General features: G+C 72.0%; 11 protein-coding genes. 3 read left to right on the top strand and 8 right to left on the bottom strand.

Annotation, left to right across the window (positions count from 1 at the left end; translation table 11 throughout):
* Positions 1-41: 41 nt before the first annotated feature.
* The 4 genes from AB0L21_RS25540 to AB0L21_RS25525 form a co-directional block, all read right to left on the bottom strand.
* Positions 42-1,703 (bottom strand): LCP family protein, encoded by a 1,662-nt coding sequence (locus AB0L21_RS25540; protein ID WP_365786580.1) that lies wholly within the window; start codon positions 1,701-1,703, stop codon positions 42-44.
* Between the two features lie 82 nt (positions 1,704-1,785).
* The gene (locus tag AB0L21_RS25535; RefSeq protein ID WP_365786578.1) at positions 1,786-3,543 is read right to left on the bottom strand and encodes an LCP family protein; all 1,758 of its coding nucleotides are present in this window, start codon (positions 3,541-3,543) and stop codon (positions 1,786-1,788) included.
* Between the two features lie 252 nt (positions 3,544-3,795).
* Positions 3,796-4,977 carry an LCP family protein gene (locus AB0L21_RS25530; RefSeq protein WP_365786576.1) on the bottom strand — a complete coding sequence of 394 codons (1,182 nt, stop codon included), beginning with the start codon at positions 4,975-4,977 and terminating at the stop codon, positions 3,796-3,798.
* A gap of 172 nt (positions 4,978-5,149) precedes the next feature.
* Entirely contained in the window at positions 5,150-5,905 is a 756-nt protein-coding gene (locus tag AB0L21_RS25525) for a TIGR03089 family protein (RefSeq protein WP_365786574.1), read from the bottom strand.
* A gap of 110 nt (positions 5,906-6,015) precedes the next feature.
* Between AB0L21_RS25525 and AB0L21_RS25520 the strand changes: the two genes are divergently transcribed.
* Together AB0L21_RS25520 and AB0L21_RS25515 are read left to right on the top strand one after the other, a co-directional pair.
* Entirely contained in the window at positions 6,016-7,461 is a 1,446-nt protein-coding gene (locus AB0L21_RS25520; RefSeq protein ID WP_365786658.1) for a peptidoglycan recognition protein, read from the top strand.
* A 155-nt stretch (positions 7,462-7,616) separates the two neighbouring features.
* Entirely contained in the window at positions 7,617-8,702 is a 1,086-nt protein-coding gene (locus AB0L21_RS25515) for an NDP-sugar synthase (protein ID WP_365703151.1), read from the top strand.
* Between the two features lie 210 nt (positions 8,703-8,912).
* Here the strand turns inward: AB0L21_RS25515 and AB0L21_RS25510 are convergent, their stop codons facing one another.
* The 4 genes from AB0L21_RS25510 to AB0L21_RS25495 all read right to left on the bottom strand — a co-directional run bounded on the left by AB0L21_RS25510 (position 8,913) and on the right by AB0L21_RS25495 (position 12,870).
* Positions 8,913-9,935, bottom strand: coding sequence for a DNA-3-methyladenine glycosylase 2 family protein (locus AB0L21_RS25510; RefSeq protein ID WP_365786572.1), 1,023 nt, complete (start codon positions 9,933-9,935; stop codon positions 8,913-8,915).
* Between the two features lie 112 nt (positions 9,936-10,047).
* Complete coding sequence (locus AB0L21_RS25505; RefSeq protein ID WP_365786570.1) at positions 10,048-11,373, bottom strand: coenzyme F420-0:L-glutamate ligase; 1,326 nt, start codon at positions 11,371-11,373, stop codon at positions 10,048-10,050.
* Positions 11,370-12,329: a 2-phospho-L-lactate transferase gene (cofD, locus tag AB0L21_RS25500; protein ID WP_365703145.1), complete on the bottom strand. Its 960-nt coding sequence runs from the start codon at positions 12,327-12,329 to the stop codon at positions 11,370-11,372. Before cofD ends, AB0L21_RS25505 begins: the two co-directional genes overlap by 4 nt.
* A 34-nt stretch (positions 12,330-12,363) precedes the next feature.
* Positions 12,364-12,870 (bottom strand): cysteine dioxygenase family protein, encoded by a 507-nt coding sequence (locus AB0L21_RS25495; RefSeq protein WP_365703143.1) that lies wholly within the window; start codon positions 12,868-12,870, stop codon positions 12,364-12,366.
* Between the two features lie 688 nt (positions 12,871-13,558).
* Between AB0L21_RS25495 and AB0L21_RS25490 the strand changes: the two genes are divergently transcribed.
* Positions 13,559-13,822: a WhiB family transcriptional regulator gene (locus AB0L21_RS25490; RefSeq protein WP_003975777.1), complete on the top strand. Its 264-nt coding sequence runs from the start codon at positions 13,559-13,561 to the stop codon at positions 13,820-13,822.
* Positions 13,823-13,978 lie beyond the last annotated feature (156 nt).

Here is a 13,978-nt window from a genome sequence, read left to right as displayed (position 1 = left end):
CCCGCGCGGGAGGGGCCCCTTTCCCGTGGGCCGGGGCGTCACTACCACTGGTAGGGCCCGTACACGTTCATGCAGTCCCCCTTGTCCGAGGCGTTGACGGCGTCGGTGCCCTCGGGCAGGTCGCCCGCCCTCGGCTCGGACTGCTTGGGATAGCTGCTGCCGGAGCGCCAGTCCGCGCCGACGACGACGGTGACCCCCGACACGTCGGTCGACTTCTTGACCGAACTCATCGGGATGCCCAGCGCCTTGGCCACCGCCTGGGCGTCGCCCTCCAGGTCCGCGCTCGGGTACCGCACGACCGTCTTGTCCTCGGCCTGGCTCCCCGAGAGGTCGGCCTGCGCCCGTGCGTAGCCCTTCTGCACGAGCACCTGGCCGATCGCCGACGCCCGCTGCCGCACCGCGGCCTCGGTGCCGGTCCGGGTGGCGTTCTGCACCAGCACCCCGAGCCGGCCCGCGTCGAGCGAGGGCTTCTTGGACGGCTCGTTCTTGCCCGTGTCCTTCTTCGTCCCGGACTCCCCGCCGTTCTTGTCGAGCGCCACGTCGTCCTGGAGCATCCGCCACAGCTGGCCGGCCTTGTCGTCGTCCGGTACGACGTGGTTGTCCGGATCGTTCGGGTCCGGGACGTTGGGCATCGTCAGGCTGGTGATGCGGTCGGTCGGCACCGACTTCATCTCCATGCCCAGGTCGTACAGCTTCTTGACCGTGCCGATCTCCTCGGAGACCTTCAGGGACTTGGTGGCCGCCTCGGCCAGGTCCATCAGCCGGCCCGTGTCGGTGAACACGTTCTGCTGCTTCAGCGTGCGGACCATCGAGTTCAGGTACATGTGCTGGGCGCGGGCCCGCATCAGGTCGCTGCCCCAGGCGTGCCGGGTGCGCAGCCACTGAAGTGCCTTCTCGCCCTTCACCTTGTGCGAGCCCCTCGTCAGCTTCAGGCCGGAACCGCCGCGCTGTCTGGGCGTCGAGTGGTCCCAGACGTTCTGGTTCACGCACACCTCGACACCCCCGATCGCGTCCGCCATGCGCACCACGCCCGCGAAGTCGATCGTCATCCAGTGGTCGATGTAGACCCCGGTGAGGTTCTCCCAGGTGAGCAGCGTGCAGCCGGCCCCGCCGCGGGCCAGGCTGACGTTGATGATGTCGTTCGTCGCCGGAAAGACGTGGCCGTTCTCGGGGTCCGTGCACTTGGGGATGTCCACCCGGGTGTCCCGCGGGATGCTCACCATGGCGGCGCTCTTGCGGTCCGCCGAGAGGTGGATGAGCATCTGCACGTCGCCGAGCGGCGGGTCGCCTACGTGGTCCCTGCTGCCGCCGAGCTTCAGGTTCTCCTTGGAGTTCCGGCTGTCGGAGCCGATCAGCAGGATGTTCAGCGGGGTCTGGCCGGCCGCGTTCGGGCGGGTTTTGTGCGCCTTGGAGTCGTCGCCGTTGGCCCGCTTGCCCTTCTGGATGTTGCCGTTGAGATGCTGGTAGTAGAGATATCCGGCACCCGCGGTGCCGAGTATCACCACCGCCAGCAGGGTCGCCGACCAGCGCAGCACGCGCCGTCTGCGTCGCCGCCGGTCGGTCTTCGGACCGCCCGCCCGCCGTCCGCCGCCACGCCCGCCGCCGTGCCGGCCGGAACGCGCCGGCGCGTCCGAGTTCTTCGGCGCGAGCGACGTCATGTCCTCGACCGCCGGAGCCTCCCCGCGCACCTCGCTCTGCGCCAAACTCCCTGCCCTCCCCACCCTTACGCCAAGCAACGGGCCCGTCCCGCGTCCGGTTAGACGCTTGACGGGCCCATAGGGTTACCTACGAGGCGCACTTCACCTTGTCCGCCGTGGACTTGTCGACGTCCGGCGCCTTCGTCGGCGCCGTGAGGGAGACCCCCGCTCCCTTGAAGTCCTTGCCCAGGGTCAGCGTCATCGCCGGCAGCCCCTGGGAGTTGGTCACGCTCTCGCCCGGTTTCAGCGCGGCCCCGGACAGGCCCATGATCGCGGCCAGCCGGCGCGCCTGGGCCGCCTGGTCGGGCGCGTACTCCAGCGTGGTTTTGGCCAACTGGGCGGGCGCGTTGCCCGCGTTCTCCGACTTGGTCACGCCCTCGTCGTTCTGCAGCCAGTTGAGCACCGCCTGGGCGCTGCCGGCCTGGGCCCCGCCGTTGAGGATGCGCACCCGTACCTCGGAGGCGGGCGCCTTGGTGCCCTTGAGCCGGGCGGCCTGCGCGTCCTTCGCCGCCTTCTGCTTCTTCTTCACGTCGGTGAAGGAGACGTCGTTCCTGATGGCGTCGAAGACCGCCGCAGCCTTCGACTCGCTGAGCACGACCGTGGCATGGACCTTCTCCGCCGGGTTGTCCACCACCGGCACCGTGGTGAAGGTCAGGTTCTTCGGGTTGAGCTTGCCCAGCTCCAGACCCAGGTCCTTCAGCTTGCCGATGCTCTTGAGCTTGTCGTCGACGGTGAGCGCGTCGGTGGCCGCCTCCGCCAGCTTCACCATCTTGGTCGGGCTGGTGAGCGTGTCGTTGCCCTTCAGCTTGCGCATCAGCGCGCCCAGGAACTGCTGCTGGAGCCCGATCCGGCTGAGGTCGCCGCCGAAGCCGACGGAGTGCCGGGTGCGCACGAACGCCAGCGCCTGCTCGCCGGAGATCCGATGCGTGCCCTCGGACAGCTTCAGGTGCGACTTCGGGTCGTCGATGTCCTTGGCCAGACAGACGTCGACACCGTCGACCGCCTCGGTCAGCGTCTTGACCGCGTTGAAGTCGGCGACCATGAAGTCGTCCGGCTTGATCCCCGTCAGTTCGGTCACCGTGCGCATGGTGCAGCTGGGCGTACGGTCGTCCTGCCCGAGGCTCGTGTTGAAGCGGACGCCCTGCGAGCCCGGGATGACCTTCTTGGTGCCGTCCTCCTGCTCGGTCGGGCAGTCCGGGACGTCCACGATCAGGTCGCGCGGGATGCTCAGCGCGGTGGCGTTGGAGCGGTCCTTGGAGACGTGCAGCAGGATCGTGGTGTCGGCGTGCCCGACGCTGCCCGAGTCGCCGTAGCCCTCGTTGCCCGCGCCGGTGCGCTTGTCCGTGCCGATCAGCAGGATGTTGATCGCCTCGTCCTTGCGGAAGCCGCCGGTACTGGCGCCGTCGTCGGACACGGAGGTGATGTTGTCGTTCAGGTGCTTGATGTAGAGGTAGCCGGCGGCCGACACGGCGACCAGCACGAAGGCCATGGACCCGCCGGTCCACAGCAGCACCTTCTTCGCCGTCGACTTCTTCTTCCCCGGCCGCCGGGAGGCGCGGCGCCCCTGCGGTGCCTCCGGTTCGGCGGCCCGGCGCCGGGCCGAGCGGGGCGCGGGCACATCGGTGCCGCGCGCCCGGGGCGCCTGCCGGTTCTGCCCGGCCGGCTGGCGCGTACGGCCGCCCGCCGCGTCACCGCCGTTCCGGGGGGACGGTCTGCGCGGTCCGGGGACCGGCGACTGCGCTGTGGTAGGGCTCAGTCGCAGTTCGTATTCGCCGGTGTTCGGATTGAGTACCCACTGGTCTGCGGGGTCGATGTTGTCCGCCCGCCCACGGCCTTGCGCGTCCACGGTTGTCCGAATCCTCCGTCGGGGCCACGCGGCGCCTTTCCCCTCCAAGGCGCTCGGGTCTCGGTGAAACAGTGCACGGCCCCGACAAAGCCCGTCGGACCTCGCGGCCAGGTGCACCGGATCGCTCACACTATCCGCCCAGTTCAGCGTCGAGCGACGCTGGTGACAAATTCGACATGCCTACAACCGGGCAATCCCCCTCATTTTCTGAACGGATTTTCTGAACGACGGTTCACCACCCCGGTGCGCGGCTCACTCACAGGTCTGTTCGGCGGCCGTCCTCCCGCGGAACGTCGGGGCGGGCGAGGGGTCGTCCGACGCGCCCGGACCTGTGTCCTGCCCGGGAACTTCCTGTGTGTTCTCCTGGGTCACCGCCACCGGCTGATCGGCCCGCAGCCGGGCGAACAGGCTCTCGGCCTCCGGCTCCACGAGCTGGTCACGGTTGGCGTCGTAGACGTACGACTCTCGCGGCACCGTCAGGAACTGCACGCGTTCGGTGGGGATGTCGCGCAGCCCACGCACCAACTGGTACAAACCGCGCAGAGTCGCCAGTTCCGGATCGGTGGTCAGCGAGGAGGTCGCCGCGTCCAGCACCGGATACAGCTTCACCGGGTTCAGCAGGACGTCACTGCTCCGCACCTTGTTGACGAGCGCGCCGAGGAAGCGCTGCTGCCGCTCCATCCGTTCGGTGTCGCTGCCGTTCCCGAGCGACTTGCGGGCGCGTACGAACCCGAGGGCCTGCTCCCCGTCGAGCCTGACCTTCCCCGCAGGCAGCTTGAGCTTCGCCGCCTTGTCGTCCACCGGCTCCTTCAGGCACACCTCCACGCCGTCGACGGCGTCCACCATCTCCTTGAACCCGCTGAAGTCCAGGACCATGTGGTGGTCGATCCGGATACCGGTCAGCTTCTCGACGGTCCGGATGGTGCACGCCGAACCGCCCACCTCGAAGGCGTGGTTGAACATCGCGAACACCGGATCGCTGCGCCTGCCGTCCTTCTGCCCGCAGCTCGGGATGTCCACCATCAGGTCCCGGGGCAGCGAGACGGCGGTGGCGCTGTGCCGGTCGGCGGCCAGGTGCAGCAGGATCGTCGTGTCCGACCGCTCGGTGCCGAAGTCCTTCCCGTACCTGCCGTTGCCGTCCCCGGCGCGTGTGTCGGACCCGATCAGCAGGATGTTCTGCGCGTCCCGCACCAGCGCGGTGGGCCGCTCGCGCTCGAACCGCGCCAGCTCCGCGGCGGCGGCCTCGTCGGCGGTGATGTTGGCACTGAGCCTGGCGTAGACGGCCCACCCGGCTCCGGCGGCCACGACGAGGAGTACGGCCGCCCCCAGCGCGGAGTTCCGCACCCACCGCCGCCGCCGGCGCCGTATCAGCCCGTCGCCGGTCGCGGAGGCCCCCGCCCCGGGACCGACGGGCTTGCCTGCGGTGTCGGTCACGGTGGGGCCATCCCCTCATGGCGTACGAGCGTCGCGTCCTGCACTTACGACGATGGCGGGGAGGCGGAGGGTGAGGCGCCCTTTGCTGCTCCGATCGGGTGACGGCGGCCGGCCTGAGGGGCGCGGGGGACCGCGCGACGAGCCACGACGCGCACGCGCCCCGAAGGCGGCCTCACCGCCGTACGGCGGTCACCCTCTCGCTCTCCACCCGCTTGGCGAGCGCCTCCTCGTCCAAGCGCTCCAGATTCCGGCACAGCACCACGGACCCCCCGACGGCCAACGGCGAGAACAGCCCCGCGCTCAGCCCCTCCCAGGTGTCGTACGGCAGCCCCGACAGCAACCGGGACCCCGGACCCGTGAGCCCCAGCGCCCCCGCCTCGGAAGCGGCCCGTTCGACGACCTCGGCTCCGCTGAACTCCCGCCCGGCGACGATGAGCGCCGGCTCCTGCGGATCCACCGGAGCGAACGGGGCGAACCGGTCGCCCTGACCCGGGACTTCCACGGCGTAGTCGATGAACCCGGCCGGGGTCCGCGGGAAACGTCCGCCCAACGGCCGCAGCGCCAGCGCCACTCGCTCACCGGTGCAGGCACGCGCCGCGTCGAGCGAGTCCGGCCCGCTCACGACGACGTCGGCCGCCGCCGGGTCCCCGGCGACGTCCGCGACCGCACCCACGGACGAACAGGCCAGCAGCCACACCGCCGTCTGCCAGTGCGCCGGCAGCAGCAGCGCGACCCGGTCACCGGGCCCGGCGGCGAGGTCGCCCTGGAGGAGGTTGGCGGTCTTGGCCACCCAATTGGCGAAGGTGGCCACGGACAGTTCGACGCGTTCGCCCGTGGCGTCGTCGTAGAAGGTCACCAGCGGGCGGCCGGGGTCCGCGGCGAGCGCGGAAGTCAGCAGGTCGGCAGGGGTGCGATCGGTGGCGTTCACCCGGGACAGGGTACGCGCGGGCGGGCGTGCGCGGCGGGCGGTGGGGCCACCGGTTCGGCGGAACGTCTCCCGACAGGCCGTCAGTTCCTGTTGGACAGATATGTATGGATATGCCCAAGATCATGCCCATGCGTGGATTCCTCACCTCCTGTCCTGGCGTCTCCCCGCTCGCCGCCTGTTCGATCGGCCTCACCTTCGCCACGGCCCTCGCGCTCGCTCCCGCCCCGCCCGCGTCCGCCCTGCCCGCGACCGTCGCGACCGTCCCGGTCCGGGCCGCGGTCCCGGGCAGCACGCGGTCGCTGCCGCTCACCCCGCTCTCCCGGGACCGGGTCGTCGGCGGGGCCCCGGAACAGGGGCTGTACCGCGCCGGCCTCGACCGGTTCTCACTGATCGGCGTGGTCTGGGACGACCCGGACACCGAGCTGCGCGGACGGGTGCGGGTGCGCACCCGGTCCGCCGTGACGGGGCGGTGGTCCGGCTGGCAGGACGTCGAGACGCACAACGCCGACCACGGCGCCGACCCGGACACGGCGGAGGGCTCCTCCCGCCGGGTGCGCGGGGCGACGGCGCCGCTGTGGGTGGGGGACTCCGACGGCGTGGATGTGCGGGTGCGGGCGGAGGGTGCGGGCGGCGGGGACGGCACCGGGCTCCCCTCGGGGAGGCGCGCCGGAAGGCCGGGGGCGTCGCTGCCGCCGGGGCTGCGGCTGGAGTTGGTGGACGGCGGGGGCGGGGAAGGCGCGGGGGAGGGCGGGGCGACCGGTGAGGGGCTGCCCGGGAACCCGCCCGGCGACGACCCGCCCCGCACCGCCCTCGACACGGAGGCCGCGTTGGCCGCCTCGGCCGCCAACGCGGACATCACCGAGTTCGGCGCCACAGCGATTCCCGAACTGGACCGGCCGGCCACCGAGCAGGAGCTGACCCGCCTCCAGGGACCGGTGCGGGGGAAACCGTACATCGGGCCGCGCCCGCGGATCGTCACGCGCCGGGGCTGGGGTGCGGACGAGTCACTGCGCGAGCGCGGGTTCGTCTACACGAAGAAGATCAAGGCGGCCTTCGTCCACCACACCGCAACGGGCAACGCGTACACCTGCGCCCAGGCCCCCTCCGTCATCCGCAGTATCTACCGCTACCACGTGCAGAGCATGGGCTGGCGGGACATCGGCTACAACTTCCTCGTCGACAAGTGCGGAACCCTCTACGAGGGCCGGGCCGGGGGCGTCGCCAAAGCGGTGCTCGGCGCGCACACCCTCGGGTTCAACACCAACAGCATGGGCATCGCCGTGATCGGCACGTACGGCGCGACCAAGCCGTCGAGCGCCGCGGTGACGGCCATCGCCCGGCTCACCGCGTGGAAGCTCGGGCTCTACGGGGTCAATCCGAGCGGAAAGACATATCTCACGTCGGGCGGTGGCAATCTCTACCCCAAGGGGAAGAACGTACGACTGCACGTGATCTCCGGCCATCGGGACGGGTTCGCCACCGAGTGCCCGGGCAAGCGGCTCTACGCCAAGCTCGGCACGGCCCGATCCAGCGCGGCGAGCTACCAGGGGCGCTGAGGCCGGGGCGGGGGCGGCCGGGGGAAACGGCACGCCGATCTCGCGGGACACCGCGCGGCCATCGAAGGCGTCGACGCCCGGTCTGCATACACTGACCGGCCGAAACGAGTGTCATGAGTAGTTCGGCCGGTCCCGGCAGGAAGCGGAGACGACAGGTGACAGAAGCGATCCTCCTGGTCGGCGGCAAAGGCACCCGGCTGCGGCCGCTCACGGTGCACACACCCAAGCCGATGGTCCCGGCCGCCGGGGTGCCGTTCCTCACCCACCAGCTGGCGCGGGCGCGAGCGGCGGGCGTCGAGCACATCGTCCTCGCCACGAGCTATCTGGCCGAGGTCTTCGAGCCGTACTTCGGCGACGGCTCCGCGCTGGGCCTGCACATCGAGTACGTGACGGAGCAGGAGCCGCTCGGCACGGGCGGAGCCATCCGCAACGTCGCCGCCCGTCTGCACTCCGGTCCCGACGACCCGGTGCTGATCTTCAACGGGGACATCCTGACGGGGCTGGACATCAGGGCCCTCGTGCACACCCACGAGTCGACGGGCGCGGACGTCTCGCTGCACCTGACGCAGGTGACGGACCCGCGTGCCTACGGCCTCGTGCCCACGGACGAGACAGGCCGCGTCCTGGCCTTCCTGGAGAAGCCGCAGGCGCCGGAGGAGATCGTCACCGACCAGATCAACGCGGGGGCGTACGTCTTCCGCCGCTCGGTCATCGACACCATCCCGGCGGGCCGCCCGGTGTCCGTGGAACGCGAGACCTTCCCCGGCCTCCTGGCGGCCGGCGCGCATCTGCAGGGCATGGTCGACTCCACCTACTGGCTGGACCTCGGCACCCCGGCCGCCTTCGTCCGCGGCTCGGCCGACCTGGTCCTGGGCCGGGCCCCGTCCCCGGCGGTCCCCGGCCGGTGCGGCGACCGGCTCGTGCTGCCGACGGCCACGGTGGCGCCCGACGCCAAGCTGACGGGCGGCACGGTGGTGGGCGAGGGCGCGTTCGTGGCGCAGGGCGCGCGGATCTCCGGCTCGACGATCCTGCCGGGCGCCGTCATCGAACCCGACGCCGTCATCACCGACTCCCTCATCGGCACCCGCGCCCGCGTCGGCGAACGCTCCGTCCTCACCGGGACGGTCATCGGCGACGACGCGATCGTGGGTGCCGACAACGAACTCCGCGAGGGCGCGCGGGTCTGGTGCGACGCCCGTATCCCGGCGGGGTCGCTGCGCTTCTCTTCGGACCAGTCCTGAGGCCCCCCGGAGCCTGAGCCGCCGCCCCGGGGGCCACGCCCCGGACCCCGCCGGCCGGCCAGGGGTCCCGCCACCGGATGGCGTCCGCGGCCGGTGGTGGGTCACCCGCGCGGTTCCCCGCGCCCCTGGGGAACCGCAGCACCGCCAACTGCACAGCGTCGCCGCCGGTGAGCGAGACCAGCCGCCCAGCCCGGCGCGGCGCACCCCGCCTCACAGCAACCCGATGTCCACCCGCCGCATCTTCGGCTTCCGCCGCGCCGGTACGTGCCCGCTCAGCAGGATCAGCCGAGCCGCCCGATGCCGCTGCCCGGCATACGGCTCAAGCAAGCGCAGCATCTCCGCATCGTCGGCCTCCCGATCCCCCGCCAGCGCCCACCCCACGATCCCCGGCAGATGCAGGTCTCCGACGGTCACCGCGTCCGCCGCCCCATGGCTGCGCTGCACCACTTCCGCCGACGTCCACGGCCCCACCCCCGGCACGACCTCCAACCGCGCCCGGGCCTCACCCGCCGGCATCCCCACAGCCTGCTCCAGCCGCGCAGCGACCCGCACGGCCCGCAGAATCGTGGACGCCCGCTTGTCGTCGACCCCGGCCCGGTGCCACTCCCAGGACGGAATCAGCGCCCAGGTCCGCGGCGCAGGCATCACCCACATCGGCCGCTCGCCGACCCCCGCGGGGCCCGGCGCCGGCTCCCCGAACCTCCGGACGAGCAGCCACCACGCCCGGTACGCCTCGTCGGTGGTGACCTTCTGCTCCAGCACGGACGGGATCAGCGACTCCAACACCAGCCCGGTCCGGGTCAGTCTCAGCCCAGGCCGCCGGTGCCGCGCCAGCGCGACCACCCGGTGCCGCGGCACGAACGCCTCGGGGTCGTCACCGGCACCGAGCAGGTCCGGCAACTGCTCCAGGAGCCACTCGGCACCCGGTCCCCAGGCCTCGCCGAGCACCTCACCGCCGCACGCCCGCACCCGCAGCGTCCCCGGACCGGCCGGCGTACGGCAGGCCCGCCACACGGACCCGTCCGCCGTGGCCCGGAACGTCGGGTCGGCGGGCCCGCGCCGGAGCGGCCCGAGGGTCAGCCCCAGGTCCAGCGGCCCGTCCGGCACCCACCGCCGTACCCGCGCGGGCGCCGCCGCCTGCCGCGGTATCCCGGCGGCGGCCCCCGCCGGCACGGCGACATGCCCGCCGCGCACGGTCGTACGCGTGGGCCGCTGGGGGAAACGTCCTGCCACGAAAGAGTCCTGTGTCCTGGGAGTGCCGGTGCCCTGCCGGTGCCGTCTATGAGACTAGGCGTTCGACGCGCCTATGGGGCCGCCTCGGAGCGGACCGGGCCCCGCGTCGAACTCACCGCACCTCCACGAACGCCCCCGCGTCCCGTTCCGGCCGCGGTCTCGGTTCCTCCGCCGGGTGACCGACCGCCACCGCGCCCATCGGATCCCAGTCCGCCGGCAGGCGGAGCACCTCGCGCACCACGTCCCGGCAGAACATCGTGGACGACACCCATGCCGAGCCCAGCCGCTCCCCGGCCAGCGCGACCAGCAGGTTCTGCACGCCCGCGCCCATCGCGACGACGAACATCTCCCGCTCGGCACCGTCCCGCCGGGCGTCGCCGTAGCTGTGCGAGCCGTCCATGACGAGGCACGGCACGACCAGGTACGGCGCGTTGCGCAGCACGTCACCGCGCCGGATCCGCTTCGCGACGGACTCCTCGCTCTTGCCGTCCCGGCGCAGGTCCTCGATCCAGGCGTCCCGCATCGCGTCGAGCAGTCGTACCCGCGACTCCTCCGACTCCAGCAGCACGAACCGCCACGGCGTGGTGTGGTGCGGGGCGGGCGCGGTGACGGCGGCGGCCACCGCGCGCCGGACCGCGCCGGGGTCCACGGGCTCGTCGGTGAAGGCCCGCACGGTGCGGCGCTGGGTCACGGCCTCCCGCACGGCCTCGGAGGTGCCGAGCCGGAACATGTCGTCCCGCGCGCTACGCACCAGGGCCCGGGCCCCCTCCCCGTGCTCGTCGGCCACGGTGTGGGGCAGTCCGCGCACCACGGCGACCGGCAGGCCCGCCGCCTTGCCCTTGACCAGGTCACCGGCGGCGGCCAGCTCGTCCGCCGTGGCGACGACGGTCGCGCTGAGCGGATTGCCGTACCCGTCCGCGCCCCCGCGCAGATCGTCCAGCACGCGCACCCCGGCGGCGCCGATCGCGACATCGGTGAGCCCCTCGCGCCAGGGCCGTCCGAACGTGTCACTGACGACGACGCCGACGTCGACGCCGAGGGTGGCGCGCAGGCCGGCCCGGATCGCGCGCGCGGAGGCGTCCGGGTCCTCGGGCAGCAGGAGCACGGTCCCGGCGGGGGTGTTGGAGGCGTCGACCCCGGCGGCGGCCATGACCAGGCCCTGCCGGTTCTCCACGATGCGCAGCGGGCCGCGCCGGGCCACGACCCGGACCGTCTCGGCGTCGATCGCGGCCTCCCGGTCGGCCGCCCGCACCACCCGGCCCTCGGCCTTCGAGACGATCTTGGACGTGATGATCAGCACATCCCCGTCGGCCAGACCCGGCTCGGTCGCGGCGATCAGCTTGGCGAGGTCGTCGCCCGGCTGCACCTCGGGGATGCCGGGCAGGGCCCAGACCCGGTACCCGGGCCGCTCGGCCCCGGCGTACGCCGTGTCGCTCACGCCCCCCGCACCTCCTCGGCCAGCGCCAGCGCCTCCCGTGCCATCTGCGCGGCCGCGTCCACGTCGGTCATCATCAGCGGTACGGCCCGGCAGCGGATGCCGTCCGCCTCGACCCGCTCGACCGCGCCCGCGTCCACGGTGTCGACGAGCCAGCCGTCCAGCAGCCCGGAGCCGTAGTGCTCGGCGACCGCGGCGGCCGTGGACTCCACGCCGACGGCGGCCAGCACCTTGTCGGCCATGCCGCGCACGGGCGCGTCCCCGACGATCGGGGACAGGCCGACCACGGGCACGCCCGCCTCGGCGATGGCCTCGCGGATGCCGGGCACGGCGAGGATCGTGCCGATGGACACGACCGGGTTGGACGGCGGGAAGAGGATCACGTCCGCCTCGGCGATGGCCTCCAGCACACCCGGGGCCGGCTTGGCCCGCTCGGCGCCGACCGGGACGACCGCCTCGGCCGGGACGGAGGCCCGCAGCCTCACCCAGTACTCCTGGAAGTGGATCGCCTTGCGCTCACCGTCCAGCTCGACGGCCACATGCGTCTCGACGCGGTCGTCGGTCATGGGGATCAGCCGCACGCCCGGTTTCCAGCGGTCGCACAGCGCCTCGGTGACCGCGCTCAGCGGATAGCCGGCGCTCAGCATCTGCGTCCGGACGATGTGCGTCGCGAAGTCCCGGTCGCCGAGCCCGAACCAGTCCGGGCCGACGCCGTAGGCCGCCAGCTCCTCCTTGAGGTGGAAGGTCTCGTCCGTCCGCCCCCAGCCCTGCTCCTCGTTGATGCCGCCGCCCAGCGTGTACATCACCGTGTCCAGGTCCGGGCAGACCTTCAGCCCGAAGAGGTGGATGTCGTCGCCGGTGTTGCCGATGACCGTGACGTCCGCGTCCGGCACGGCCCGTTTCAGACCGCGCAGGAAACGGGCACCGCCGATGCCGCCTGCCAGAACCACAATGCGCATGGGAGCAAGTCTTGCAGGCCGGTCCGACAACGCGTCAGGCAGTCACCGGGCGCGCCTCGCCGTGCGCCTCGCAGTGGGGGGAGGTGTGCATGGGCATCTCGGTCAGGCCGGGGTAGTACACGTGCAGGCTGACCGCCGGTTCCAGCGCGTCGTTGACGACCTCGTGGACGTAGCCCGGCGCGAACACCCGCTGCGCGCCCGCCGCCAGCGCGCGCGTGCCGCGCTCGGTGCGCTCGGTGAGGGTGCCTTCCAGGACGGTGAGGACACCGGACGAGCGCCCGTGGTCGTGCCGCCCGCTGCCCTGCCCGGGGACCCAGGACAGCAGCCACACCTCGTAGCCGGGTCCGGTGCGCAGCCGGTGGTACCAGCGGGTGGTGGCGTCGTAGCGGACGAGGTGCGCCCACTGGGCGCGGTCGGCGGCGACCGAGCGGGCGAGGCCCGCGAACTCGGCGACGGTGGCCGGGTGCTCGCGCGGCGGCTGGAGCAGGTGCGGGACTTCGAGGATGTCGCCGGCGATCTGGAGGTCGTTGTCGCTGTTCATCGGGGTTCGGTGGTCCTCGGTGAAGAGTGGGGGGCTGGAGCCGGGGTGTGGTGCTGGGTGACGCGTACGGTCCGCCCGGGTCACGGGCGGGCGGGGTGCCCTGGATGAGGGATCACGGAGCGCGGAGACGCGACCGGGCCGGGATGGGCTCGGGAACAGCCGGAGCGGCTTGGCTCAACAGCTGGAACAGCAACAACAGCTACAGCGCGCGCGGGCGGCACCGAGGGACCCGGCGGTGCGGGTCGAGGTGAGTGCCAAGTTCGCGAGCATGCCCACTAGGACATCGGTTCACACCCGTACTGTCAACTCGACGCCCGGTATGTGGGACATGTTTCACCTCATCCGGTTCATCTGAAAGGTGAAAGGTTTGCTCACCGGGGGGCCGGGACACATGGGGCACATCCGAGCGCTCGAGCCTCGCGCAACGGGATCGAACACGGAGGCGTCTTTCTCCGTACAGACATCTGTACAGGGTCGTGGCCGCCCCGTGCGTCCAGTTGCGCGTCGAGGTTTATGCCGATTTGAACACTTTCCGCATGGCCTTGGTTCCGCAGAGTGAATAACGGACCCAATAGCAGATCTCGGCTTGACTCGCCCGGAGCAGCACACTTGTAATTTCACTCGTGTCGTTCAGCCGAAATCGGTAACGGCTACGCACGGGGACGCGAAAGACAGACGAGGGGCGCACATGACCGAGCTGGTGCAGCAACTGCTGGTCGACGACGCGGACGAGGAACTCGGCTGGCAGGAGCGCGCGCTGTGCGCCCAGACCGACCCCGAGTCCTTCTTCCCCGAGAAGGGCGGCTCCACCAGAGAGGCCAAGAAGGTCTGCCTCGCCTGCGAGGTCCGCTCCGAGTGCCTCGAATACGCCCTCGCCAACGACGAGCGCTTCGGCATCTGGGGCGGCCTGTCCGAGCGGGAACGCCGCCGCCTGAAGAAGGCCGCCGTGTGACCGTACGGCCGGCCACCAACGTCGCGAACGGCCCGTCGCCAGTGGGTTATCCACAGGTGGCGGGCCGTCGTCATGGCCAGCCGATAGTGTGGTCGCTCGTCCGAGACGCCCCGCTGTCCCCTCGACGCACTCGATCCGCTCGACGCACGGGGAGGC

This window comes from Streptomyces sp. NPDC052721, assembly GCF_040678315.1.
Taxonomy (GTDB): Bacteria; Actinomycetota; Actinomycetes; order Streptomycetales; family Streptomycetaceae; genus Streptomyces.
This window is presented reverse-complemented; position numbering and strand designations above follow the sequence as displayed.